Origin of the sequence: Cupriavidus gilardii (assembly GCF_013347325.1) — a bacterium.
Taxonomy (GTDB): Bacteria; Pseudomonadota; Gammaproteobacteria; order Burkholderiales; family Burkholderiaceae; genus Cupriavidus; species Cupriavidus gilardii.
In genome coordinates this window covers 1,213,477-1,235,126 of sequence record NZ_CP054624.1, presented here as the reverse complement: position 1 = coordinate 1,235,126, position 21,650 = coordinate 1,213,477, and the positions used below count along the sequence as shown (strand labels likewise).

At 63.5% G+C, this 21,650-nt stretch carries 21 protein-coding genes; 8 read left to right on the top strand and 13 right to left on the bottom strand.

From position 1 onward, the window contains the following. Window positions 1–425 precede the first annotated feature (425 nt). From FOB47_RS05770 to FOB47_RS05755, 4 genes are all read right to left on the bottom strand, one after another. Entirely contained in the window at window positions 426–1,304 is an 879-nt protein-coding gene (locus FOB47_RS05770; protein ID WP_174780258.1) for an NAD(P)-dependent oxidoreductase, read from the bottom strand. A gap of 57 nt (window positions 1,305–1,361) precedes the next feature. After that, a complete protein-coding gene (locus FOB47_RS05765; RefSeq protein ID WP_174780257.1) occupies window positions 1,362–2,582 on the bottom strand; it encodes an ISL3 family transposase in 1,221 nt (406 codons plus the stop codon). Window positions 2,583–2,667: 85 nt separating this feature from the next. Further along, on the bottom strand, window positions 2,668–3,294 hold the full coding sequence (locus FOB47_RS05760; RefSeq protein ID WP_390884794.1) for a TetR/AcrR family transcriptional regulator: 627 nt from the start codon (window positions 3,292–3,294) through the stop codon (window positions 2,668–2,670). Window positions 3,295–3,411: 117 nt separating this feature from the next. Further along, on the bottom strand, window positions 3,412–4,869 hold the full coding sequence (locus FOB47_RS05755; RefSeq protein WP_174780256.1) for an HdeD family acid-resistance protein: 1,458 nt from the start codon (window positions 4,867–4,869) through the stop codon (window positions 3,412–3,414). Between the two features lie 142 nt (window positions 4,870–5,011). On the opposite strand from FOB47_RS05755, the gene FOB47_RS05750 reads away from it, so the two are divergent. Continuing rightward, on the top strand, window positions 5,012–6,310 hold the full coding sequence (locus FOB47_RS05750) for an MASE1 domain-containing protein (RefSeq protein ID WP_174780255.1): 1,299 nt from the start codon (window positions 5,012–5,014) through the stop codon (window positions 6,308–6,310). Continuing rightward, window positions 6,303–7,793, top strand: coding sequence for an acyl-CoA-binding protein (locus FOB47_RS05745; RefSeq protein ID WP_244959162.1), 1,491 nt, complete (start codon window positions 6,303–6,305; stop codon window positions 7,791–7,793). The genes FOB47_RS05750 and FOB47_RS05745 overlap by 8 nt, the downstream gene beginning before the upstream one ends. A gap of 33 nt (window positions 7,794–7,826) precedes the next feature. Here the strand turns inward: FOB47_RS05745 and FOB47_RS05740 are convergent, their stop codons facing one another. From FOB47_RS05740 to FOB47_RS05730, 3 genes are read right to left on the bottom strand one after another with little or no spacing between them, the layout of a single operon-like run. After that, a complete protein-coding gene (locus tag FOB47_RS05740) occupies window positions 7,827–8,192 on the bottom strand; it encodes a hypothetical protein (RefSeq protein ID WP_174780253.1) in 366 nt (121 codons plus the stop codon). Window positions 8,193–8,219: 27 nt separating this feature from the next. Next, window positions 8,220–8,738: a YybH family protein gene (locus FOB47_RS05735; protein ID WP_244959161.1), complete on the bottom strand. Its 519-nt coding sequence runs from the start codon at window positions 8,736–8,738 to the stop codon at window positions 8,220–8,222. Continuing rightward, window positions 8,735–9,265, bottom strand: a complete 531-nt coding sequence (locus tag FOB47_RS05730) for a carboxymuconolactone decarboxylase family protein (RefSeq protein ID WP_217488891.1) — start codon at window positions 9,263–9,265, stop codon at window positions 8,735–8,737. The genes FOB47_RS05735 and FOB47_RS05730 overlap by 4 nt, the downstream gene beginning before the upstream one ends. 228 nt (window positions 9,266–9,493) lie before the next feature. Here FOB47_RS05730 and FOB47_RS05725 point away from each other — a divergent pair, with 228 nt between their 5' ends. Both FOB47_RS05725 and FOB47_RS05720 read left to right on the top strand, forming a co-directional pair. Next, entirely contained in the window at window positions 9,494–9,718 is a 225-nt protein-coding gene (locus FOB47_RS05725) for a DUF2188 domain-containing protein (protein WP_174780252.1), read from the top strand. 60 nt (window positions 9,719–9,778) lie between these two features. Next, window positions 9,779–10,381, top strand: a complete 603-nt coding sequence (locus tag FOB47_RS05720) for a hypothetical protein (RefSeq protein ID WP_174780251.1) — start codon at window positions 9,779–9,781, stop codon at window positions 10,379–10,381. Between the two features lie 35 nt (window positions 10,382–10,416). On the opposite strand, the gene FOB47_RS05715 is transcribed toward FOB47_RS05720, so the two are convergent. The 4 genes from FOB47_RS05715 to FOB47_RS05700 all read right to left on the bottom strand — a co-directional run bounded on the left by FOB47_RS05715 (window position 10,417) and on the right by FOB47_RS05700 (window position 14,257). Beyond that, window positions 10,417–11,205 carry a substrate-binding domain-containing protein gene (locus tag FOB47_RS05715; RefSeq protein WP_174780250.1) on the bottom strand — a complete coding sequence of 263 codons (789 nt, stop codon included), beginning with the start codon at window positions 11,203–11,205 and terminating at the stop codon, window positions 10,417–10,419. A gap of 29 nt (window positions 11,206–11,234) precedes the next feature. Beyond that, window positions 11,235–12,740 carry a tripartite tricarboxylate transporter permease gene (locus tag FOB47_RS05710; RefSeq protein ID WP_174780249.1) on the bottom strand — a complete coding sequence of 502 codons (1,506 nt, stop codon included), beginning with the start codon at window positions 12,738–12,740 and terminating at the stop codon, window positions 11,235–11,237. Further along, window positions 12,737–13,180, bottom strand: coding sequence for a tripartite tricarboxylate transporter TctB family protein (locus FOB47_RS05705; RefSeq protein WP_174780248.1), 444 nt, complete (start codon window positions 13,178–13,180; stop codon window positions 12,737–12,739). The genes FOB47_RS05710 and FOB47_RS05705 overlap by 4 nt, the downstream gene beginning before the upstream one ends. A 99-nt stretch (window positions 13,181–13,279) precedes the next feature. Continuing rightward, window positions 13,280–14,257: a Bug family tripartite tricarboxylate transporter substrate binding protein gene (locus FOB47_RS05700; RefSeq protein WP_174780247.1), complete on the bottom strand. Its 978-nt coding sequence runs from the start codon at window positions 14,255–14,257 to the stop codon at window positions 13,280–13,282. Between the two features lie 143 nt (window positions 14,258–14,400). Here FOB47_RS05700 and FOB47_RS05695 point away from each other — a divergent pair, with 143 nt between their 5' ends. From FOB47_RS05695 to FOB47_RS05685, 3 genes are all read left to right on the top strand, one after another. Continuing rightward, window positions 14,401–15,075 carry a response regulator gene (locus tag FOB47_RS05695; protein WP_174780246.1) on the top strand — a complete coding sequence of 225 codons (675 nt, stop codon included), beginning with the start codon at window positions 14,401–14,403 and terminating at the stop codon, window positions 15,073–15,075. Then, window positions 15,005–16,513 (top strand): sensor histidine kinase, encoded by a 1,509-nt coding sequence (locus tag FOB47_RS05690; RefSeq protein ID WP_244959160.1) that lies wholly within the window; start codon window positions 15,005–15,007, stop codon window positions 16,511–16,513. The genes FOB47_RS05695 and FOB47_RS05690 overlap by 71 nt, the downstream gene beginning before the upstream one ends. 77 nt (window positions 16,514–16,590) lie before the next feature. Continuing rightward, window positions 16,591–17,892: a cation:proton antiporter gene (locus FOB47_RS05685; RefSeq protein WP_174780245.1), complete on the top strand. Its 1,302-nt coding sequence runs from the start codon at window positions 16,591–16,593 to the stop codon at window positions 17,890–17,892. Between the two features lie 72 nt (window positions 17,893–17,964). Here the strand turns inward: FOB47_RS05685 and FOB47_RS05680 are convergent, their stop codons facing one another. Next, a complete protein-coding gene (locus tag FOB47_RS05680) occupies window positions 17,965–18,609 on the bottom strand; it encodes an SMI1/KNR4 family protein (RefSeq protein ID WP_174780244.1) in 645 nt (214 codons plus the stop codon). Window positions 18,610–18,617: 8 nt separating this feature from the next. Continuing rightward, window positions 18,618–20,036, bottom strand: a complete 1,419-nt coding sequence (locus FOB47_RS05675) for a NucA/NucB deoxyribonuclease domain-containing protein (protein WP_174780243.1) — start codon at window positions 20,034–20,036, stop codon at window positions 18,618–18,620. A gap of 776 nt (window positions 20,037–20,812) precedes the next feature. Here FOB47_RS05675 and FOB47_RS05670 point away from each other — a divergent pair. Further along, entirely contained in the window at window positions 20,813–21,586 is a 774-nt protein-coding gene (locus FOB47_RS05670) for an SDR family oxidoreductase (RefSeq protein WP_174780242.1), read from the top strand. Window positions 21,587–21,650: the final 64 nt, after the last annotated feature.

Sequence of the window (21,650 nt, the reverse complement as noted above, 5' to 3'; positions counted from 1 at the left end):
ACCGGTCCGATTCACTGTGGTCAGAGTGGGAATCGATCCTTGCCAAGCGATCCTGGCGCAAAGCGCTTGGCCGGACCCGGCGTGCCCAGGAGCTCCGTCAAGCCTCTCCTCTGCCCACGGTGTTACCAGACGCCGTGCGGGACCAGGTACTGGCCCAGGTTCGAGCATTGAAGACGGGCGTTGTGCTCGGAGCCCCGGCATGAATCGGGAAGACCTCGAGCACATCATCGGGCTGCGGCCGAAATAACGAACGAGTATGCTGCCCGAGGGCGACCCTCGTGCCCGCATCAAGCGCTGGACGAGGGCCTTGCGCGACCAAGGCCATGCGATTTCCAGCGACGACACAGGGTAGGTTCGTACAAGCGTAGGGTTCTGCCCTCTCGCTCAGCCAGGCCTCGGCGTGCAAACGTTCCGTTGACATCGTCCTACCTCTGCCCTGCCCGACGTGCCGACGTCCGCGACAACGCCGCCCAGTCCAGATGGCCTTCATCGTGCGCGAGGCTTTCGATGTGGGCGTCACGCAATGCGCTTGCCAACGGCAGCGGTACGTTGACTTGCTCGGCGGCAGCCAGCGCAAGACGTATGTCCTTGAGGCCAAGTGCCAGCTTGAACTCGGCCGGCTCGAAGCGCTCCTCGGCGATCGCCTTTCCGTAGCCCTTGTAGACCGGTGCGGCAAATACTGTTGATGTGACCAGTTCAAGAAACTCGGCCTTGTCCACGCCATGTCCCTGCGCCAGCGCGACCGCCTCGCCCATGGTGCCGATCGCGCTGCCGATCATGAAATTCACCGCGAGCTTGGCGGCATTGGCCTGCTCGGGCCGCTCGCCCAGATACCAGGTCTTTTGGCCCAGTACGTCGAACAGCGGTTGCACTGCCGCTACCGTCGCGGCAGCGCCGGCAGCCAGGATATTGAGCTCGCCCGCTTCGGCGACATTCACGCGGCCAAGCACCGGCGCGGCGACGTATCCAACGCCTTGCTTGCGGTGCAGCGCTGCCAGTTCGGCGGCCAGGACGACCGATACCGTGGCCATGTTGACGTGGATCGCACCGGGCTTGAGGGCGGCCAGCGTTCCCGCCTCGAGCACGGCGGCGCGTGTGGCAGCGTCGTCGGCCAGCATCGAGATCACGACATCGGCATCGGCGGCGGCTTCCCGCGGTGTGGCGGCGCTTTGCGCGCCAAACTCCGCCAGCTTCGTCATCGGTGCTGGCGAGCGGTTCCAGCTCCGCACCGCGTGGCCTGCCTTGATCAGATTGATTGCCATTGGCAGGCCCATCGTCCCGAGGCCGAGAAATGCGATTTTCATGGGGAATCTCCTTGATTAAAGGGAAATGCTTGTTTCCTAAATAGGAAAAAAAATGGTTCATCGAGGAATACCGGGGAAGGCAGCGCGGATTTTGAGGAAGAAGTACTCCTCATCGCGATAGCCGTAAGCGCGCCGCTTGATGACCTTGATGGTGTTATTGATGCCTTCGACGACGCTGGTGTTCAGCGGGTGCCGGCACCGGGCCACAATGCCGTGCCAGTAGCCGCTCAAGCGATGGGCGAACTGCTGTAACGGACCAATACCGCTTTGCTGCGCTTGCTCAAACCAGTTGTGCCATGCCCGCTGCGCCCATCCCGGGCGGCGGTAGAACCACAGCCGCTTGAGTTCGTCGCGCAGGATGTAGACCGTCATCAACGGTCGGTTCGCAGCCAACACCTCGTTCAGATGAATGGCCTGACCCTCGCTCAGATTGGCCCGATTGCGCAGCAGCAGCCAACGCGTCGACTTCAGAACGCGTCGGGCCGGCCTGTTGTGGCGTAGCCGATTGGCTTGATCGACCCGAACCCGATCAATGACCTCGCGTCCATATTTGGCCACGATATGGAACAAGTCATAGACGACTTCGGCCTGCGGGCAATGCTCGCGGATCTCGAGTTCATATGCCGTCGTCATGTCGATGGCAACCGCTTCAATCCGCTCTGCCGCGCCCGCTGGCAGTTGCTCGAAGAAGGCGCGCGCCGTCTCGCGTGAACGGCCCTTGCCAATCCACAGCACCTGCCGGCCGATCGGGTCCACGACGACCGTGGCGTAGCGGTGGCCCTTATGCAGCGCAAATTCGTCCATCGCCAGATAGCGGATGTTGGCCCAGTCCGGCTCCGTCACCGCCTCGCGCAAGCGCGCCTTGTCGATGGACTTGATCGTGTGCCACCCAAGCTCATAGAACGCGGCGACAGCGCGCACCGAGCAGTCGCGCAACAGTCGACCACAAGCCTCGGCCAGGCGCGCTGTCACGCGCTGATAGCGCCCGAGCCAATCCAGGCGCTCCAGCCGCGGGCCGCCACATTGATCACACCAGACACGCCGGCGCGGCACGTGTAGAACGACGCGATAGTCGAAAATCGGCAGGTCTCGTACCCGCCGAACGGTGGTCTCGTGTACCTGCTTGCAGCGCGCACCGCATTCCTGGCAGTGCATGACCTTGCTGGTCGGCTTCAGATAAAGCGATAGCGTCCGACTGTCGCCTTCGGGCCAGACTACCCGCTCAAGACGGTATCCGGTCCAGCAACCCAGCGCCTGCAACGTCTTCCGATCCAGCATTCCCGCTCCTGACCCCTGAAATAACAGGCATCAAGCATACGAAAAACCGGAACCCTTCACGGAATTCTGCGAAGAACCAAAAAAATCAGGTCAGCGCGTTGAGCGCGGCCTCTACCACCGCGTGCATGTCTTGGCGGCTGCGGCGGGTCTTGCCGACCACGCGCATGCCTTGCGTCAGGCACAACAGCATCCGCGCGGTGGCCTCGGCATTGACATGGAGGGCAATGGAACCGTCGTCTTGTCCCTGGCGAATCAGGTCTGCGAGGAATGCTTCGTTCCGTTCCAGCGCCGTGGCAATGTGGTCGGCCACTGGCTTCTCGAACGCCGACAGGCCTACCGTGCTGCCGACCACAAGGCATCCTTGCCGGCCCGTCGCCCCTTGAGAGGATTCCGCATAAAAGGCAAGCGTTTTCCGCAGGCGTTCCAGGCCGGTACCGCCATCGCCGATGGCATGACGCAGCTTCTCGGCGCGCTGCGCGCGGTATCGGTCAAACGCCGCCAGGAAAAGCTGTTGCTTGTCCTTGAATGCCTTGTAGAGACTGCCCTGTGCCAGATGCATGGCCTGAGTCAGGTCGGAGATCGAGGCACCGTGGTAGCCGCGTTCGCTGAATACCCGCACGGCCCGGTCCAGCGCCTGATCGACGTTGAATTCACGCGGTCGGCCTAGGCTGCGGGAGCGGGGGCCGGAGGGGGCTTGCGGTTGGGAGGCCATGCTCAAAATATCGCTTATTTTGGAATCGATCGTTTTCCAATATAGCACGGGTTACTCACCAGCGTTAATCGCCAAGACTGCGGCGCCCTCCGCTCCCGAGCTGGACCAGCGAACGAATCACCAGCCCCGCTCGTCCTCCTCCTGCCATCGCCGACGCTGACGCTGCAGCCGCCTCAATGCCGGGATGCCGAGCCGCCATGCACGCCGGGCTTGCGGTCCCGTATGGGGATCGACCAGCAGGCTCAGCGCACGCGCGTAGTCGCGCACCAGGCCCGGCGTCCATGCCATCGTCTTCGCGCGTTTGCGGATCTGCGCGGCAAGCCAGAGTTCCGGCGTCAGCATCGTCGTCAGCAGCAGGCCCCAGCTGTGCCGATTACCACGCCGGCGCATCAGCGCGCCCTCCACTGCTGCCTCCAGCCCGCGCGCCACGCTGACTGCGCAATTGCGATACGTCAGGTTGTAGGTCGTATCCGAGCACCAGGCATCCCGGAATCGCTCGAGCCGCGCCGGATCGTAGTTGCGCAGGTGCACGCGCGCGGTGGAATCGCCCCGGCGGGCCGACTCCGTTGGGTAGTCGAGTTCGAAGTGCCCCTCCACATCGTTGTCGCTGGACGCGCGCAGCGCTTGCGCGACGCTGTCGGGCGTACGATTCAACGGCGTGGCCGGGTCGAAGCTGATGTAGATGCCTTCCGGCGATTCCAGCGCGGCGTGGCCGGTCCAGATTGCGCCGTTGGCGTCGACGGCAGCGATATATCGGTCGACCAGCGGACGGCGCCGTAGCGGACGCTGTACCGACCCCGACGGCGTCCAGACATGGACCGTCAGAGCCGGGCCATCCTTGGCGGGGAGCGTCGTGGATGGTTCGGGCTGCGAAAACAGCAGCGTCTTCGTGACCTTGTGCACGGGCTCTTGCGCCGTGCCAGTACGAAACGGCGGAGAACCGGCGTCCGCGGCGCCGCCCTTCTCTGCCCCGCCGCGCCGCCGTCGCGGACCGTGCATCAGGCTTTCGATCGTTGTCGTCTCGGGAACCCGCATCGCGCGGTAGGCCAGCATGACCATGCCCCAGCCGCCGAACAACATCCACAGCGACAATGCGTAAGGCACCGTGCCCCGATAATCCGTCGGATAAGGCTGGAAGAAGAACATCGCAATCAGGATTTCCAGCGCGCCCATGCCAACGGCGAGGCGCCAGCGCGGGAACCGGACCACGCTCGCCGATATGCATTGCAGCAAGCCATCGAGCAGGAACAGCGTGCCGAAGATCATCGACAGCCAGAAGTGACCGTGATGGTGTCCAGCCAGGATCAGCGATGCCGCGAGCATCAGCGACAGTCCCTTGAACACGCGCATGGTCCGCATGCCGCCCGCGCCGACGAACGCGACGACCAGCGTACCGATGCCGCCAGCCATCAGCAGCACCGCAAAGAGTTCGAGCGGAAAATAGACCGCGCCGTCCAGTCCATCGATGAACAACACGATGCCGGCCAGCAAAAAGGCGATGCCGAGCCAGAACATTCCGCGTGCCCGTTGGCGCAGATAGTCGAATCCCAACAGGATCAACGCGAGCCGGATCATCGTTTCCCCAGGGCGATGTCTTCCACGCGGATTCTAGTCACAATGTTGCGCCCGCGCGACCTTGTACTACTATCGTCATCGACGCATGGCGGCCGCGCGGGCGGTTCGCTCCGGCAGGAATTCGGATCGATGGGGGATACCGATGCAGTCTGCAGGCACCCGCTTCATCGTCGTGGCGATCCTGATCGCCGTTGTTTATCTGGCCGTCGGCGTGCTGTCGCGCGCCATGGCCGCCAGCGATACGCAAGCGGTCGCCGTGTGGCTGGCCTGCGGCGTCAGCTTCGGCGCCTGGCTGGTGAGTCCGCCCGGCATGCGGGCGGCAGTGCTGGCCGGCACCGTGGTTGCCGCGGCGATCTGGGGCGTGGCCGGACACGCCCTGCCCTTCGGCGCCGCGCTTGCATTCGCCTTGATCGAGGCAGCCAGCATTGCGATCGGCGCCTGGATCGCCTCGCATCGCCAGCAGGCCGCACGGCCGCTGACCGCGGCGGCACTGCTCGTGGCAGGCGCCATCGTCACCAGCGTGGTGGGCGCGACGCTGGCCGTGGAGTTCTGGCGCTGGCTGCAACCGGAGCGCGCGATCGACCTATCCCGCGAATGGCGCGCCTGGGCGTTTTCCACGATCGTCGGCATCCTGCTCGTCGCACCCGTGATCGTCGGCTTCAAGGGATTTGCGGTCAAGCGCTCCGGCGGCATGCCAATGAAGCAGTTCGGCGCCGGCGCGACCATGTTCGCGTTGTTCCTGCTGACGACCCTGATCGTCTTCGACGGCAGCGTGCATCAGCGCTTTGGCGACGTCGCGGCGACGCTTACTTACCTGCCGATGCCGTTCCTGCTGCTGGCCTCGATGTTCTGGGGCCCGCGCGGCGGTGCCGTTGCCACGATGGTGGGCGCGCTGCTGATCATCTGGCTGACCGCGCATGGCGGCGGACCGTTTGCGATCCGCGAAGGTTTCCCGGGCGAGTCGGTGATCGAAGTGCAGGCCTATGTCTGGGTCTGGGCCGTGCTGCTTCTGGCCGGCCGCGCGCTCAACGAGGCGCGACGAATCGCACTGGCCAAGGCACGTGAATGGCAGCTGCGCTACGAACGGACGCTGCAGGCCAATGGCGTGGCGAGCGTCGAGTTCGATGCCGTCACCGGCGTCGCGTGGTGGGGAGAATCGGCCGAAGCCGTACTCGGCGCCGAGGCGGCGCAGCTGCGCAATATCCGCGACTGGCTCGACCGCGTCGACGATGCGGACCGGCCGCTGGCGCAGGCCGGCTGGGAAGCTGTGTCCGCCGGACATCGCGATATGAGCACCGATGCGTATGACATCCGGCTTGACGGCCGTGATCTGCATGTGCAGGCGCGTCTGGCTCCGGTACGGGGACCAGATGGCGCGGTCGAACGCGTGGCATGCCTGCTGCGTCTGGTTTCGCCGGTCGGCGCGGAACGCCATGCGTGAGCCCGGCGTCTTCCTGATCCACGGGCTGGGCGGCACGCAGTACGACCTGGGCTCGATGCACAAGCGGCTCAAGAACGCGGGGTTCGTCACGCATTCGCTGACCTTGCCCGGTCACGGCACGACGCCGGAGGACCTGGTCGGCGTGCGCGCGGAGGACTGGCTCGAAGCGGTACGGGCCAAGTACCACGAAATCATCGATCAGCACGACGTGCTGCACCTGATGGGGATGTGCATGGGCTCGCTGCTGGCGGTGGAAACCGCCAAGCGCGAACGCCATGCCAAGGGCAAGCTCGTGGTGCTGGCGCCGCCGGTCTATATCGATGGCTGGGCCACGCCTTGGTATCGGGGCGCGCGCAGCCTTCTCTATCGGCTGCCGGGTGTGCCCGCGCGAATGAAGGTCATGGAAGAAGACCCGTACGGCATCAAGAACGAGCAGCTGCGCGCCATCGTCAAGGCCAAGTTCGAGCGCGGCGAGAACTTCCACTATGGATGGGTACCGCTCGCTTGCATCCGCGAAGTCGACCGCTTGCGCGCGTTCGTCATGACGGGGCTGGACCGAATCGTGTGCCCGACGCTGGTCGTCCATGCGCGCGAGGACGAGCTGACCAGCCTGCGTTCGGCGACTTACCTGGTCGAACACATCGGCGGCCGGAAGCGCGCCGGGCTGGCTCGCATGGTGGTCCTCGAGGACAGCTACCACATGGTCTGCGTGGACAACGACCGCGAGATCGTCGCCCGCAACGTGCTGGAATTCTTCGATGTCACGGCCGCGGCCTCTCTGGGCATGGGACCAGTGGATGCGGCCATGGCGCCCGCCGATGTGCTGTCGCTGCTCGAATCCGTGCGGCGCCTTCTCGAATCTGGGGACTTCGCCGGTCTCTACGCCGCCGGCATTCCCGACTTTGCATGGCTGCAACCGGGCTCGAACCGCGCGACAGGCGTCTACCGCGGCGCCAAGGGCCTGGCCCGGCTCAAGGGCTGGGCGATGGGTCAGCCGCCATTGCGCTTCGGCGCCTTCGGCATGCCGAGCTTGAACGCCGGCGTGGCGGTGTTGCCGGCCACGCTGATGGCCGGCAATGCGCTCGCTTCGCCGGGCGTACTGGCGCTCGCGATGCGCGCCGGCAAGCTGCTCGAAGCACGCTGGTTTCCCGACGACGTCACGCTGGAAGACCGCTTCTTCGGCGGCGAGCCCGTTCCCGACGGCCCGAGCCCGCAGGAAAAGGCGTTCGCCGAAGCCGCGGCGCTGTCGAAGACGCTGCGCCAGGCGCCAGACAACGACACGCTGCTTGCCCTCTACGCGCTCTACAAGCAAGGCAGCATTGGCGATGTGGTAGGCGAGCGCCCGGGCGTCATGGATGTCGTGGGCCGCGCCAAGTACGATGCCTGGGCGGCACGCAAAGGCATGACGACGCAGGCGGCGATGCAGGCTTACGTCAGCCTGGTGCAGGAACTGCGGGCGCGGGAGGAGGCGGCGGTGTCGTAGCGATTTATCGCTGCGTCGCGTCGACCTCGCCAATTACTCTTCTGCATTCCGAGTTGGCTTCAAGGCAAAGTGTTCGGCGAATGTGCGGACAGTCAACCAAAATGACAATGGCGTCGCGACAAGGATGCAAGCGAGCATCATGAAGAAGCTGAAGTCTGTCAGCCAGGTCAGGTCCATGCCAAAGCCGTTGCATCCATGAAGGTTCTTTGGCCCGCCTTTGCAATCAAGAAATGGCTGTAGGAAGGCTGCCGTCTTCCAGCCAGCCAATGTCAGCATGCCGGGGGCAAGTGCAATCACATACTTTGCCCACCATGGGGCCTGACTACGAAACCGCTGCAGCAAGAACGGCGGCAGGGCAATCAGTAGCAGCAAGGAAGCCGCCAGCAGGAACGCCATCATCTCAGGTATGGATCGCTGCCGGCAGATTCATTGCTTCAGGCCGTCTCTCAAGACCGGTTCACCCGTGCGAGGATTGGTCAAGGTGACATTCTCCAGCGCCATGATTCGCCATTCGTCCGCCTGCCGCGTCAGTACCGCGAGGATCAGCGTGTCGACAGCATGCGGGCCCGCGGGGTGAGCCGTTCCGACTGTCAGCCGGCTCCAGAAATGCATGACCGCCGCATCAGTACCGATTGCCACCACGTCTATCAATTCGTTCTCGAGCGTGGAATCACTGTAGATCGTTGCATGGATCGGGGCGTGCATCTCGATAATTGCCTCGACACCGCGAACGTATCGCCCAAACCGGTTCACGAACGTCGCATCCTGATGGAACAATGCTCCAAAGGATTCCATATCGTGTTGGTTCCAGGCATTCTGAAAAGCTTGCAACGCTTCTTCGGGATGTTTCATATCGCTGGTATCGCAGAAAGTCGCATTTGGCTTGGCAAATTCAATGATAACAAGCGGCAGAAAATCAGGATCTGATCGCTCGATCCCATTCAACGCGGAGCCACCCCGCCCTTTCCCTGCCCAGCAGCCTCCAGCACCTCGCGCACCGCGTTCGCCGCATCGATAGCCCGCGGAAAGCCGGCGGTGACCGTGGTCAGGTAGACCACCTCCTTCAATTCTTCGGGGGTTACGCCCAGGCGCAGCGCGTAGCCGGCGTGGATCTTCAGCACCTGCAGGTTTCCCTGCGCCGCGAAAGCGGCGATGGCGGCGAGCTGGCGGGTGCGGTCGTCCAGCCCGGGCCGGGACCAGACATCGCCAAGGGAGTAGTCGACGATGGCGTCCGCCAGCGGTGGGAAGTCCCTGCGCAACGCGTTCAGCACGGGTTGGCCCGCCCCGCCGGAAAGCTTGTCCATGGTGGCGTTGCCGCGCTCGCGCGGCGTGCCTTGCGCGGGCTGGTTACCGGTGACCCCTTGGGCGTACGCCACGCTGAACGTAGCGCTGACGTAGATTGCGGCGAGCACGAGGGCGGGGTCGGCGGAACGAAGACGGGAAAGGAAAGCGAAGCGATGGCGATCTGGCATGACAGGCCCCTCGGGGGTGGTGTTGTCTGACCGCGTCATTGTCCAGCTGCGGCCGGCAGACGCGAATGCCTATTGGTCCGCGATGCTTGCCCGATTCTCTTGGCAGCCTCGGTCCCATCGGTCGGGACGCGGCGCCAGGCCTCCGACGCGGTCAGACGGCGCCCGATACCGCATCTCTGCGGCACGGCGTACAACGGAATGCAAGCCAAGCACTGACAGGAGGCGACCATGGCAGGAAATGTCCACGTTGTGCCGACCGACGGCGGCAAATGGGCAGTGCAGATCGAAGGAACGGACGGCACCGGCCCTACCTACGCGACACAACTGGAGGCGATCGCCTCCGCCACGGAAGCGGCGCAACAGGCGAAGGTCGAGTTGTTCATCCATGGCGCCGACGGCCGGATTCGCGAGCGCAACAGCTTCGGCAACGACCCTCGCGACATCCAGGGGTAGCGAAGATCCCGGCACGCCCCCCGGGGCCCTCTCCTGCCAACCCGTTCCCCGGAGTATGTCTTGCAGTGGATTCTCGACCACAGCCAGCTGATTTCCGCGTTCACGGGCGTGGGGACCTTGCTGGTATGGGTCATTTATCTGCAGGTGTTCGTCAGCAGTTACCGGCGGCAACTGCGCGCCACGCTTTTGATCACGCGAGGCCCGGGGGAGGGCCTTGCCGCGCGCTGTTTCGTGACGAACATGAGCTGGGGACCGCTTTATGTGCAAAGCGTCCTCATTGCGCTGGAGACGCCAGACAGAACGATCGTCATGCCGGCGACCGAAACCCAGGACGAAGAACAGCGGGCCTACTCGCGGCCATTGGAGCGTACGCGGCAAGGGCCGCTGCAGCCGGCGGCGATCCGGGACATCGGCTCGTTCGAACATCTGATGGCGCCCGCACTGCGGGAGCTGCCTGAAGGAGCTGCGGCGGTGCAGGCCGTGACGATCGTCGTCCTCGGTGTCTACGGCTCCGAGGACCTTCCGGTCGGTGCTCGGCGTCGATTCGTCGTGACGTCCGCGGCAGACAGGCTGCGCTTGCATGGCGCTACCCTGGACACGGAACAGATCAGGAAGAAGAGCGAACGCCGGAAGCTGCTCGCCGACCTGCAACGCGACCAATAGCCCCGGCAGGCCGGCGAATGGCCGGCCATGCCGTGTCACTGGCCAGCGGGCTCCAGCCCCGTGATGCGGACGATGGGTGCAGCGGCAGGCGACGCCAGGAACTGGATCAACTGCCGGGCTGCCTCGGGTTCACGCGCGTCGGCCGTCAGGCCGGCCGAGAAGAACACGCGCTGCTGTGCTTCGGCCGCGATCGGGCCGAGGAAATCCAGCTGGGAGAACGGCAGCAGTTCGCTGACCTGCTGGAAACCGAGATCGGCATCGCCTCGCAGCACGACGGTGCCCACACGTTCGCTCAGAATGCGGTGCGCCTTGCCTTTGACCTGTTCGGCGACACCGAGACGCTGAAACAGCTCCGTCGACAGATAGGTGCCGCTGGCACTTGCGGAATACGCGATTGACCTGGCATCGAGCAAGGCCTGCCGCAAGCCTTCCACGGTACTGACATCGGGCCGCGGCTCGGTGCCCTTTCTGACCACCGCGCCGATCAGCGAGCGACCCAGGTCAACCCGTGAATCCGGTTGGACCCGCCCTTCGCGCTGCAGCGCTGCAAGGCCGCTATCGGCCAGAATCACGATATCGAATCGCTCGCCACGCGCGAGCCGGTTGGGGATGGCGTCGGCCGCGTTGCCCATGGAAGCGCCATAGGCGCTGATCACGCGATGACCGGTCGCCTGTTCAAACAAGGGCACCAGCAGCTTGTACGCTGCCGTGAAGCCGCCCGAGGTCACGACATGAATATCGGCCGCCAACGCCTGGCCGGACCAGATCAGCACCGCAAAGACAAACGCCAGTGCGCGGTGCCATGGTGCCATCAACAGGGACATCGCCAATCTCCTTTGGAACGTTCCAGGCCTTACGCCGCTTGCCTGCGTACACTGCGCAACCGACGGACAAGAACCGGTGCAATCAGCATCGTGATCGACGCCGCCAGCAAGCCCGCCGAAATCGGGCTCGACCACAGCACCGCCACGTCGCCATTCGAAATCGACAGCGCGCGGCGCAGGTTCTGTTCCAGCATTTCGCCCAGCACGAAGCCGAGGATCAGCGCGGACATCGGGAAATCCATCTTGCGCAGGATGTAGCCGAACACGCCGAGCACCGTCATCAACACCAGATCGAAGGTGGTCGCATGCACGGCGTAGACGCCGATGGCGCTGATGGCCGCGATGGCCGGCACCAGCATCCACATCGGCGTGGAAAGTGCCCGCGCAAACAGATTGACCAGCGGGATGTTCAGCACCAGCAGCATCACGTTGCCGATAAACAGCGACGCAATCAGGCCCCAGACGATATCCGGCTGCTGTGTAAACAGCATCGGGCCGGGCGTGATGTTGTACAGCGTCAACGCGCCCATCATCACGGCGGTCGTACCGGAGCCCGGCACACCCAGCGTCAGCATCGGCACGAAGGAGCCGGTCGCCGAGGCGTTGTTGGCGGCTTCGGGTGCTGCCACGCCGCGAGTATCGCCATGACCGAACGTCCCGTTGCCGCCGTAGATGCGCTTCTCGGTCATATAGGTGATCGCGCTGGCAATGGTGGCACCCGCCCCCGGCAGCACGCCGACGAAAAAGCCGATGACCGACGAACGTACCGTGCACCACCAGGTCTGCGCGGCTTCACGGGCGTTGAACATCATGCGGCCGGTATTCTTGACCAGTTGCTGTCCTGTTTCGGTATGCTGCTCGAGCATCAACATCAGCTCACTGACCGAGAAGAAGCCGATGACCACGACGATGAACTGGATGCCGTCGGACAGGTGCACGTTGTCGAAGGTGAAACGGTACACGCCGCTATTGGCATCGACGCCGACGGTGGCCAGGGTCAGACCGATCAATGCCGCCAGCAGCGTGCGCACCGGCTTGTCGCCGACCATGCCGGCCAGGCACGCGATGGCAAACACCATCAGCGCGCAGTACTCGGCGGGACCGAAGGCGACCGCCCAGTCGGCCAGCACCGGCGCAAATATCACCAGGCCGATGGTGGCAATCACCGATCCCACAAAAGAGCTCCACGCCGAGATGGACAGGGCCACGCCGGCCAGCCCCTTTCGTGCCATCGGGTATCCGTCGATCGCAGTCATGATCGCACCCGCGTCGCCGGGCACGTTCAGCAGGATCGACGAAATGCGGCCGCCATACTCGCATCCCATGTAAACCGCCGCGAGAAGAATCAGCGCGGTCTCCGGGGGCAGCTTCATCGCATACGCCAGCGGCAGCAGAATGGCGACCCCGTTGATCGGGCCCAGCCCCGGCAGCATGCCGACCAGCGTTCCGATAAAGGCGCCGATGGCCGCGACCAGCAGGTTCGACCATTGCGACGCGATGCCGAAGCCATGCAGCAGATGTTCGAACGCGCTCATAGCAGACCCTCGATCAGGGAGCCGATCGGCAGCGTGACTTCCAGCCAGCGATCGAACAGGAAGAACAGGCTGATGCCCATGACGGCCCCCGTTGCCACGCACGCCCGCCAGCCGCCGCCGAACAGCCGGCCCAGCACGATCGTCAGCAAGGCGGTGGCAATGGCGAAGCCAAGCCACTGGAACACCAGCGCATACGCCAGCAAGGTCAGCACCATGATGGCGAGCCGGATGACGCCGCGGCGCTCTGGCCAGGCCACCCTGGGTCCCGGGAAGAGCAGCAACCAGACGCTGCACAGTGCCATCAGCACGCACAGCAACAGCGGAAATGCCCGCGGGCCGACCGGCTCGTAACTGAACTCGGCGGTAAAGGCGGTGGCCACCCACCCGGCGGCGACGCTCAGCAGCAGCCACGCGATGGCGAAAACGCGATCACTATTCATCGATGTCTCGGCGTATTGGAAGGGCCGCGAACGCGGCGTCGGGAGGAATGCCAGGAGGAATGCCGGGCGGCATGCGCCCGGCACAGGCCGCTTGCCGGCCTACTTCAGCAGGCCAAATTCGCGCGCCAGGGTCTGATAACGGGACACCTCGGCCCTGACATAGGCGTCCAGCTCCGGACCGGTCTTGGCGAACGGGAACAAGCCACGCGCGTCGATCGCCTCGCCAAATTGGCGGGAAGCCAGCAAGGTCCGGAACGCGGTGCTCCACCATTGGAATTCGGCGTCCGGCACCTTCGGCCCCATATAGAAGCCGCGCACGATCGGCCATTGCACATCGAAGCCCTGCTCTTTCGCGGTCGGAATGCCCGACAGCTTGCCCGGCAGCCGCTTGTCCGACAGCACCGCAAGCACGCGGATCTTGCCGGCCTCGAGCATGCCGGCGACTTCGCCGATATCGCCGGGCACGACCTGCACGTGGTTACCGAGCAACGCGGTGATGGCCTCTCCGCCGCCTTCGAATGCGACGTAACGCATCGCGCGATGTTCGACGCCGGCCTGCTTGGCCACCAGTGCCGCCTTCATCCAGTCCTGGCTGCCGACCGAGCCGCCGGCGCCAAACACCACCTTCTGCGGATCGGCCTTCATCGCGGCCATCAACTCCTTCAACGTCTTGTATGGCGAGTTGGCCGCGACCGCGACCATGCCGTAGTCCGTGCCGATGGCGGCCAGCCACTTGACGTCGTCAGGGCCGTACTTGCCGAACTTGCCATGCGCAAGATTCAGCAACGAGCCGCTGGAGAACGCGACGATGGCCTGGCCATCGGCCGGCCGCTGCGCGACGACGGCGTTGTAGGCGACCGCACCGATGCCGCCCGGCATATAGGTAACGCGCATTGGGGACTTCAGCTGCCCGCCGTCCTGCAACGCGCTTTGTGCGAGCTTGCAGGTCAGGTCAAATCCGCCTCCCGGCTTGGCGGGCGCAATGCATTCCGGTCGCGATGGCTGGGCTTGCGCGCTGCTCGATAGCAGCAAGCCGGTCGCGAGCACGGCGGCAACAAGCTTGGGAATGGCGGTCATGGGGTCTCCTGGTCCGGTCGTTGTGGTCGTTGTTATGGCGCGCGAACGCGAATTGACTTCCGCGCGATTGGCCGTATCGTAGAGCCCGATCCTGTCGCAAGCCTGTCATTGCGACTGTCACGGCCTAGCGTTTACCCTATTCCATGCGTTTATTGCTGATCGAGGACCATCAGGAGCTGGCAGCCTGGATGGTCAAATCCCTGCGGGCGGACGGATTCGATATCGATCATGTCCCCGATGGCGAAACGGCTCTGTCGATGCTGCAGGACCAACCTTATGGCCTGATCCTGCTCGACCTGTCATTGCCGGGCATCGATGGCCTGGAGGTACTGCGTATTGCGAGGGCTCGCGGCATCGGCGCGCCCATTCTGATCCTGACGGCCCGCACCGAAGTTGCCGACCGCATCAAGGGCCTGGACCTGGGCGCGGACGACTATATCGCCAAGCCCTTCGACCTCGGTGAATTGAGCGCGCGTATCAAGGCGCAGTTGCGTCGCACCCATGGTGGCCAGCCCGTGACGCGCTTCGGCGACCTCGCCTTCGACTCGGTCGAGCGCGCCTTTCTGCTGCGCGATGAACCGCTGACGCTGTCGCGGCGAGAGCATGCGGTGCTGGAGGCGCTGTTCATTCGCGCGGGCCGGGTCGTGACCCGCGAAAGCCTGCTGGGACGGGTGTTCTCGCTCGACGATGAAGTCAATCCCGAGGCCATCGAACTCTACGTGTCGCGCGTGCGCAAGAAGCTGCGCAATGGCAACACGACGATTACCGCCGTCCGGGGTATCGGCTACCTGCTCGAAGCGAACCATGGCGACGGCTGACAGGCGGCACAGTCTGCGCCGGCGTCTGCTGTGGCGCCTGACCATTCCACTGGTGGCGGTAGGACTCTTTACCGCCTTCACGTCGTATCGCACGGCATTGGCGGAAGCGAACCAGGCCCATGACCGCACGCTGCTGGCCTCCGCGCGCGCGATCGCCGAACGGCTGGATTATCGCAACGAGCAACTGGTGGTCGACGTTCCCTACGTTGCCCTGGATACCTTCCAGGTCGATACGCGCGGCCGCATCTATTACCGGGTGCGAGATCCGGCCGGGCGTTTTGTCTCCGGCGATCGCGATCTACCCGCGATGCCCAACGATGTGCCGCGCAGCGACGACTACCCTGCTCTCGTGCATTTCTACAAGACCGACTATCTCGGCACGCCCTTGCGTGTCGCGGCGTTGTGGCAACCGGTGGCCGGCGCTGGCGATGGCGGTATCGCTCTGGTCGAGGTCGGCGAAACGCTGGAAATGCGCGACGATATGGCGATGCGGCTGCTGGCGACCACGCTGTGGCAGCAAGCACTGCTGATTGCCGCCTCGATTGCGCTGATCGCGCTGGCCGTACATGTCGCGCTTCGACCGCTGAAGAACATCGAGGAAACGCTGCGCGCCCGCGGCGCCGACAGTCTGGACCCGATCGACGTCCCCGAGCTGCCGCGCGAAGTCCATCCCCTGCTCGCGTCGCTGAACGGCTATCTGCACAGCCTGCGCGCCATGATCTCGCGGCAATCGCAATTCCTCGACGACGCCTCGCATCAATTGCGCACCGCGCTGGCACTGGTCAGAACTCAGGCAGACCATGCCGTGCGCACCTATCAGGCCAAGCCGGAATGGCGCGAGATCAGGGATGCAATCGACCGCACCATCAGGCTGACCAACCAGCTGCTGACGCTGGCACGTAGCGATGCCCAGCCGCCGCATTCTGCCGCTGGCGCCGCGGCACATCCGCTCGACCTGACGGCGTTATGCAGGACGGTGTCGGCCGAGTGGTATCTCGCCGCACGCGACCGGCAGCTGGACTTTGGCCTGATCGCCCGCGACGAGGCGCAGGCCTACGTCAATGGCGACGAGGGCATGCTGCGCGAGCTGCTCGCCAACGTTCTGGACAACGCCGTGCAATACACGCCGGCGGGCGGACGGGTGGAAGTGACGGTGATTGCCGGCACCGCCACGCACCTGGTTCTGGTGGACGACAGCGGCATGGGGATTGCACCGGCGCTGCGGGACAAGGCCTTCGATCGATTCGCGCGCCTGGGTAACGTGGCACAGCCGGGCAGTGGTCTGGGCCTGGCTATCGTGCGCCAGGTTTGCGAGGCGCATGGCGGGCGGGTACTGCTGGAGGACGTGCCCGATGGACGAGGACTTCGGGTCCGGATCGAATTGCCCGCCGCGCCCGCGCCCGGCATTGCGTCTATCGCCCAACTTCGCCTAAGTTGATTGGGTGCGGATAGCTGCGTACGGGCGAGTCGATTGTTGCGCCCGGCGCTGGCGAACCGCTTGGCCGGGAGGTCACGATGTTCGCGATCTGGGCGCTGGTAATCGGTGGGCTGATGGTGACGATGGGCCTCATCGGCTCGGTTGTGAAACAGATGCCGATCGCCCCCTCGGCGCTATACCTGCTGTTTGGCGTGGCGCTCGGACCGGTTGGCGCCGGGCTTATCTTGCTCGATCTCCACGATCCGGACCACGTCGCCGCGCTGGAGATCGTCACTGAAATCGCCGTGCTGATCTCGCTGTTCGGCGTCGGGTTGCGCTTGCGCGTGCGCATGTCATATCGGATATGGCGATTGCCGGTCCAGCTTGCCAGTGTGGCGATGCTGCTCACCATCGCCGGGGTATGCGCGGTAGGGGTCGGTTGGCTCGGCCTGCCGCTTGGCGTCGCGGTCCTTGCCGGCGCCATCCTTGCGCCCACCGATCCCGTGCTCGCCTCCGACGTGCAAATGGAGGACACCGAAGACCGGGACATCGTTCGTTTCAGCCTGACCGGGGAAGGCGGCCTCAACGATGGCACGGCATTTCCCTTCGTGATGCTTGGCCTGGGCCTGCTCGGCCATCACCAGCTGGGCCCCGGTTTGACGCGATGGATTGCCGTCGACCTGATCTGGGCAACGGTAGGAGGCCTCGCGGTCGGCGCCGCGCTCGGCCTGCTGGCCAGCAAGACGATTCTTGCCTTGCGCATGCGCTTTCATGAGGCTGTCGGGCTAGAGAGCTTCTTCACGTTGGGGCTGATCGGCGTCTCTTATGGCGCCGCGTTATCGGCGAGCACGTATGGCTTCCTGGCGGTGTTTGCGGCCGGGGTGGCAATGCGCCAGGTGGAACGCGACGAAAACCCGAACACGCCGCCGGACGAAGTGCTCGGTACCGTCCCCATAAAGGGCCTCGAACAGGTCGCCACTCACGAGCACAAGGCCGCGGCGTATCTCACGCAGACCGTATCCGCGTTCTCCCTCGACGTGGAGCGTTTGGCGGAGCTATGCGTCACGCTTCTGATCGGGGCCATGCTGACTCGGGCGACGTTCAGCGTTCCGGCGCTGGGCTGCGCCCTGCTGCTCATCCTGTTGATCCGGCCGCTCTCGATCTATCTCTCCACGGCCGGCATGGGCTTGCGGCCGGCGCAACGGCGGCTTACCGCATGGTTCGGCATCCGTGGCATCGGCTCGCTGTACTACCTGGCCTATTCGCTCGCCCATGCCCCCGAAATGGCGCAGGCCGACCTGCTGCTGCAGATCACCTTGTGCACGGTCGTCGTGTCAATTGTGCTGCATGGTTCGACCGCCACGCCGCTGATGGCGATGTACCAGCGGGTCCGGAGGTGACAGGGCTCTGCGCAACATCATGCCAGTAGTGCGCAGCGATGCGACATTGGTATTCATTGGTTGGGAATCCTGCTAAGTTTTCCGCGGCCATTTATCCCCAGACGGTCCATTCAGGATGCAATCCCACCATTCCTTCCCTGACAAGCGCAGCCAGCCGTGCTCAAGTGCGTCCGCCATGTCGGATAGATAAGCCGGAAGGCTTGGTGCCAGGACATACCTTCCATCGCCACTGTCGGGCATCCACAAGACAAGTTGCCCCACCGTACCAATCGGTCCAGGCACCAAATCAATAAACACCCTTACGCCGGTCACGCTTCTCGCAATGGGAATCCACTTCGGGTTCCAATAGTCGAAACGAACGGCCTGGTTCGCACGAATAGAATCGTCCGGCTGGAACCACATGTCAGCATTGCCGTCAGATGCGATGCCCTCTTCGCGCAGCGTCGACAGGAACGCCATATCTTGTCCGATGCGATCCAAATCATGCCAGTAGAGGAATGGGAAGAAAGCGAGAGAATTCCAGTCCTGGAAGTGCTGGCCACCGTGGCACGAATAACACTGGCGTACGTCGTCCGGCAACCTCAGATTCAGAGTTTGCTCCAGTGCTTCGAAATCGGAAGAATGCGCTGGCGGCAGCAGGATCGTGTACATCGGCGCAGCACGCTCCCGCAACAGCAAGTCCAGGCGTTTCCATAGTTGTACCACGGTGGTGTTCATTTGCTAGCTCACGGTGTTACATGGACCCAAAACGCATCGCCACCATACTCGCGAACGGATGCTGGATACGGGTCCAAGCGGCTTCCAGCCTGACCAGTCTCATAGGAGAGATCAATAACACGCTCCTGCCGGTAGAACGTTCCGAGGTCGGTTCCCCCTTTTCCGTTATGTGCGGCAAGAATGTATTTCGCAGAAGTGGTCGATGGCATCTCGAAAGCCCCTTGATATGTACTGGCAAAGGGATACTCGTCGCATTGGCACGTGGGCACACCGCCTGTTGGGGAGCATGAGCTGCTTGCCCTGGGATTTTGAACGATAAGCGAGCTCGGGCTCCCGCACGAGGCGTATCGGTTAGCAACGTTCATGATAGGTATTTGCGTCCGCTGTAGTACGAGGCCAGTCCCACGTACTGAGTCGTCAGCAATGGCCCGAAATCCGGGCTTCATCTGAAACTTGCCGGGAGCGCCAGCAGTCTGGGCTTCCATGATGTGAGCCGCATACTCCTCTGCCCCAGGCGAAGATACGGTAAGCACGGCGGCGGCTTGGGGAAAAACGCAGCCGTTATCTCCGCTGTACGCAACCCCGCGGTCGCAGCGTAGCAGGATACCCGACGAGTCCAGCCGTGGATAGAACGAGATGGTCTGCCCATAGGCGCTCTGGAACGATGCACCATCGGGCGCAAAGGCGAACGTGTCGAACTTGACCGGGAAAGTCAGCGCGTCCCGCTTCAATTCGGCGGTCTGAACCCAATTGAAGGTGATCGTGTACTCGCTACTGACCTCCCCGCCATTCAAGGGAACGCTCAGAGGGCTGCCAGCCACGGTGCATTCCGGCGTGTAGCCCGAGACCTCCTGGGATTCGCCGCAGGCAAAGATCGGCATGACCTTGATGAGTGGCTGCTTGACGGGTCCCTTGTACTCAGGGTTAGGGTTGAATCCCTCCGCCTTGACGCTCACGGCCACGCGCTTGCTGAGGCGGTTGTAGGGACCATAGACGCTCATCTTGGTACGAAAGCGGACCGTTCCGATCGAATCGCCGATGACGTCACCGGTCCCATCGACTTGTGGATTGGCGTAGCTGTAGACGCCGTCCTTTTCCTTGAGCTCGACGTAGAGGTCGAACTGGTCGCTCAGGCCCGAACGGCAGTCCACATGCCGGTTCACCAATGCAAGCTGCTGATTGTCGCTCGAGGTGTCCTCGCTCATGAAAATGTAGTCAGCGTCGTTCTGGCACTTGTCCTGAGTGATGGCAGGCACGTCGACCTGGACTACCGCAGCGGGTCGGAGCATCGGCTCCTGTGTGGAAAGGGTTGCCTTGGCGTCCGGTGCACCGTCTCCTCCGCAGCCGGCAATCAAAGCAACAAGGGTAACCGCAGCAAGCGTTGCGGCGCGGGAATCAAAAGCAAACCATTGGCTCCGTGAGCGCATGAGCTGTTTTCCAAATTAGTTTTATCCCCACGGCCGTCGTGCACACAACCGTTCCTGACAACAGACTTGGCACCAAATGCGGCGCAAGAATATCACTGGATAATTTGGAATCGCTCGAAGCAACGGATGAAATAAACTTCCATCTGGATTAAATGGATGGCTTGCCGATGTATTAGATCAAAGGCATTTTCTCTTATTTATGCAAATCTCCACCTAATTTTTTCTGTCATCTGAAATTCAGCAAACGGCATCTCTCCCCATACGAAAGAGGGATATAAATGCAATCCTTTATCGTGTAGCGATGTATCGGTCAGATTACTGGAGCCGGCGCCCGGATCAGCCGCACGGCGACGCGACGGCTTTGTTCCCCGCTGGGAGGAGAATGAAGCTACGTCGGCGATAAGAAACTGTCTTTTGCCGAATGCCCCTTCTGAAGACTCCGCGTGGGGCAAAGGTAGAGGCGCGTCTGGGGTCCACAAGTCTCCCACGGATACCGGGCGATTCCGGTGGATTGCCGCGGCCCTTGGCTTGGTGAACACGGCTCCTGCAACGCATTGGCTCCTGAGCGCATCCGGCGAATCGCGCGTGGTTGAAGGACACGCAACTCAGCGGGCCGAGTCAACTCTTCTTTAATGCCGTGTCGGCCCGAGGCGCCAATTTATTCGCATGTGCGGTGCATTGTCCGTAATTCGTGGATAGTCCATCCCAACGCGCCCTCTCAATTTCCCATCGTTTGCTGCCTACACTTGTCCCCTCGACACCCAAGGGAGACCGCAATGGCAGACCATTCGATCCGGAACAAGACCGTCCTGATTGCGGGCGGCGCAAAGAACCTTGGCGGCTTGATTGCCCGCGACCTCGCCGAGCAAGGCGCGAAGGCGGTGGCCATCCACTACCACAGCGCGGCCAGTCAGGCCGATGCCGAAGCGACACTGGCGGCGATCGAGCGCGCCGGAGCCCGGGCCGTTGCGTTCCAGGGCGATCTCGGCAGTGCGACTGCGGTCGGCAAACTGTTCGCCGATACGGTGGCCGCGGTGGGCAGGCCGGACATCGCCATCAATACGGTGGGCAAGGTATTGAAAAAGCCGATCCTCGAGGTCAGCGAAGCCGAATACGATGAGATGGCCGCGGTCAACGCGAAGTCCGCTTTCTTCTTTCTGAAGGAGGCCGGTCGGCACGTCAACGACAACGGCAAGATCGTGACGCTGGTGACTTCGCTGCTGGGCGCATTTACACCCTTCGATTCCGCCTATGCCGGCACCAAGGCGCCAGTCGAGCATTTCACACGGGCCGCCGCCAAGGAGTTCGGCGCGCGCGGTATCTCGGTAACCGCGGTTGGGCCGGGGCCGATGGATACCCCGTTCTTCTATCCCGCAGAGGGCGAAGACGCGGTCGCCTACCATAAGACCGCGGCGGCGCTGTCCCCGTTCTCGGCGACCGGCCTGACCGATATCGAAGACGTGGTTCCCTTTATCCGCCATCTCGTCAGTGACGGCTGGTGGATCACCGGGCAGACCCTGTTGATCAATGGCGGCTACACCACGAAGTAGGCGGTCGGCGGTCTGACGACGTTCTCCGCGGATTCCCCCTGATTCCCCCTACCCCCATTTGCGG